The sequence below is a fragment of the Kitasatospora sp. NPDC059817 genome (assembly GCF_042731835.1).
Taxonomy (GTDB): domain Bacteria; phylum Actinomycetota; class Actinomycetes; order Streptomycetales; family Streptomycetaceae; genus Kitasatospora.
This window is the reverse complement of record NZ_JBHWIR010000367.1, coordinates 1-3,236: the sequence shown is the minus strand read 5'-3', so window position 1 is coordinate 3,236 and position 3,236 is coordinate 1. Positions and strand designations below refer to the sequence as shown.

The following is a 3,236-nucleotide window of genomic DNA, read 5'->3' as shown; positions in this document are numbered from 1 at the left end:
CTCTCGCCCCCGAGGCCGGCGATCCGGTCGCCCTCGACGGCCAGGCGGCCGCCCTCGACGACGCCGCCGGGCAGGACCAGCCGGGCGCCGGCCAGGGACATGCGGTCCGCTGTCACGCGGTCACCTCCGGCGCTGCTCCGGGCAGCCGCAGAACTGAGTGAAGTTGCTTGTTTCATAGCCATGATAGTCAGATTCGAGCGGACGACCAGACCTGCGACCTGTTCGCCGAAATCAGTCCGACCCGGCGCCACCCAGGGGTTTGGCTCCCGGCCGGGCTAGAATCGCGTCATGCTCAAAGCTGATCGCGCCACCCGGATCCTCTCGCACGTCACCGAAGCGGGGAGCGCCGATGTGCACGCGCTCGCCGAACTCCTGGACGTCTCGACCGCGACCGTGCGCCGCGATCTCCAGGAGCTCCACGAACAGGGACTGCTGCACCGCACCCGGGGCGGCGCGGTGACCGGCTCGGTCAACCTCGAACTGCCGCTGCGCCACCGCGGCGAGAAGCAGCGGGAGGAGAAGCGCCGGATCGCCCTGGCGGCGGCCGAGCTCGTGCCGGAGGGGGCGGTGGTGGGCCTCAGCGGCGGCACCACCACCAGCGAGCTCGCCCGGGTGCTCGCCGAGCGCACCGGCATCACCGTCGTGACCAACGCGGTGAACATCGCCGCCGACCTGATCGTCCGCCCCGAGGTGCGCCTCGTGGTGATCGGCGGCATCGCCCGCACGGCCAGCTACGAACTGGTCGGTCCGGCCGCCGACCGGATGCTCTCGCAGTACCACCTGGACATCTCCTTCATCGGGGTGGACGGCCTGACGGCGCAGGAGGGCTGCACCACGCACGACGAGATGGAGGCCCAGACCGACCGGGCGTTCCTGCGCAGCAGCGCGCGCTCGGTCGTGCTGGCCGACAGCACCAAGGTCGGCAAGGTCACCTTCGCCCGGATCTGCCCGCTCTCCGACGTCCACGACCTGGTGACGGACGACGGCCTGACGGACGCGCAGCAGCGGGCCGTCACCGGCTGCGGCGTCCGGGTCCGGCGGGCCTGACCGCCGACGGGCCCCGGGGCGCGGCCTGATCCACCGGCCACGCCCCGAGGCCCCGGTTCAGGCCCGGCGGCTCCGCCTCAGGCCTTGACGCCGCCCGCCGTCAGGTCGGTGCGCCAGAACCGCTGCAGCAGCAGGAAGGCCACGACCAGCGGGACGACCGAGACCAGCGAGCCCGTGACGACCAGGTTGTACGGGGTGTGGTCCCGCAGGCCGTTCCAGTAGTAGAGGCCGAGGTTGACCGGCCAGAGCTTCTGGTCGGAGAGCGTGACCAGCGGCAGGAAGAAGTTGTTCCAGATGGTGGTGAACTGGAACAGGAAGATGGTCACCAGCGCCGGCGAGAAGATCCGCAGGACCACCGTGAAGAAGATCCGGAACTCCCCCGCGCCGTCCATCCGGGCGGCCTCCAGGATCTCGTCCGGGACGGACGCGGCGGCGTAGATCCGGCTGAGGTAGACGCCGAACGGGCTGACCATGCTCGGCAGCAGGACCGCCCAGACGGTGTTGACCAGATGGGCCTTGGACAGCAGCAGGTAGACCGGCAGGGCGAGGAGCGGCGCGGGGACGAGCACCGCGGCGAGGATCGTGTTGAACACCGCCTCGCGGCCCCGGAACCGGTACTTGGTGAGCGCGTAGCCGGCCATCGCCGCGAGCAGGGTGGCGGCCGCGGCGCCGACGCCCGCGTACAGCACGGTGTTGAGGAGCCAGCGGAAGTAGAGCCCGTTGTTGGCGGTGGCCAGGTCGTGCAGGTTGTCGCCGAGGTGGAGGGTGGAGAACCAGAACCCGCCGCTGCCGAACAGGTCGCTGCTGCTCTTGGTGGAGGCCACCAGCAGCCACCAGGCGGGCAGCAGGAAGTAGGCGGAGAGCACGAACAGGACGGCCGTGCCGAGGACGTTGGGGCGCGGCCGGCGGCCGGGGGCACCCGGGTGGGCGGGCCCGGCGGGGCGGCGGCGCGCCGGGCGGGCGGTCTCGGGGCGGCGGCGGAGGTCGGCGGTGCTCATGCGGTCACCCGGTTTCCGGTGATGCGCACCGAGAGGCGCAGGAAGGTGATGGACAGGACGCAGGTGGCCAGGGCCAGCAGGACGGCGATGGCCGCCGCCTTGCCGTAGTCGTTGGTGCCGAACGCCGCGTTGTACGCCGCCATGTTGGGCGTGTAGTCGGCGGAGACGGTCGAGGCCAGCGAATGCAGGACCATCGGCTCGGTGAAGAGCTGGAGGGTGCCGATGATGGAGAAGATCCCGGTCAGCACCAGGGCGGGGGCCACCAGCGGGATCTTGATGTGCCAGGCGGTCCGCCAGGGGCCGGCGCCGTCGAGGTCGGCGGCCTCGTAGAGCTCGCTGGGGATGGCCTGGAGGGCGGAGAGGATGACCAGCATGTTGTAGCCGGTCCAGGTCCAGGTGACGATGTTGGCCATCGACCACAGGACGGTGCCGGAGGAGAGGAAGTCGGCGTCGATGCCGATGTCCCTCAGCCCGGCGACGAGCGGGCTGGTGCCGGGCAGGTAGAGGAACGCCCAGAGGATGGTGGCCACGACGCCCGGGATCGCGTACGGCAGGAAGTAGGCGAGCCGGAAGAACTTCCGCAGCCGGGTGCCCTTGGCGTCGATCAGCAGGGCGAGGCCGAGGGCCAGTCCGAGCATCACCGGGACCTGGACCACGCCGAAGAGCAGCACCCGGCCGACGCCCGCGAGGAACGAGCCGTCGCCCAGGGCGGCGGTGTAGTTGTCGAGCCCCGCGAAGACCGTTCTGGCCGGGCCGAAGCCCAGGCCGGAGCGCTCCACGCGGTACAGGCTCTGCCAGAGCGCGTACCCGATGGGCAGCAGGAACAGGACGGTGAACAGCAGGCCGAAGGGGGCCAGGAAGCCGAGGGCCGCGCGGTTGCGGGACGGCGTCCGTCGTGCGGTGGCGGCCTTCGGGGCGGTGCGGCCCGGCACCGCCGGGGTTGCTGCGCTCATCTGGGGTTCTCTCTCGTGCGGGCGGTGGTCGGTCCCTCGGGCGTGTCGGGCGTGTCGGACGTGTCGGGCGCGCCCGGGCCGGCGGCCCGCGCGGGGTCCGCCGGCGAGCCGGTCCGCCGGCGGTGACCGGCAGCCCCGTGGACTTCCTCGCGTCGCCGGGCTGGTTCTGCACCGGGCCCCGCGCCGCCGTCAGGTCGCCGGGGGCGGCGCCGGCCGCGCCCACGGCGGCGGGGTGGTG

The 3,236-nt window shown here is 72.2% G+C and carries 3 protein-coding genes; 1 reads left to right on the top strand and 2 read right to left on the bottom strand.

What is annotated here, in order from left to right:
• Nucleotides 1-288: 288 nt before the first annotated feature.
• On the top strand, nucleotides 289-1,047 hold the full coding sequence (locus ACFV61_RS35290) for a DeoR/GlpR family DNA-binding transcription regulator (protein WP_363378426.1): 759 nt from the start codon (nucleotides 289-291) through the stop codon (nucleotides 1,045-1,047).
• A 77-nt stretch (nucleotides 1,048-1,124) separates the two neighbouring features.
• Here the strand turns inward: ACFV61_RS35290 and ACFV61_RS35285 are convergent, their stop codons facing one another.
• Together ACFV61_RS35285 and ACFV61_RS35280 are read right to left on the bottom strand one after the other, a co-directional pair.
• On the bottom strand, nucleotides 1,125-2,045 hold the full coding sequence (locus ACFV61_RS35285; RefSeq protein WP_363378428.1) for a carbohydrate ABC transporter permease: 921 nt from the start codon (nucleotides 2,043-2,045) through the stop codon (nucleotides 1,125-1,127).
• The gene (locus ACFV61_RS35280; RefSeq protein ID WP_380496203.1) at nucleotides 2,042-2,998 is read right to left on the bottom strand and encodes a carbohydrate ABC transporter permease; all 957 of its coding nucleotides are present in this window, start codon (nucleotides 2,996-2,998) and stop codon (nucleotides 2,042-2,044) included. The genes ACFV61_RS35285 and ACFV61_RS35280 overlap by 4 nt, the downstream gene beginning before the upstream one ends.
• Between the last annotated feature and the right edge of the window lie 238 nt (nucleotides 2,999-3,236).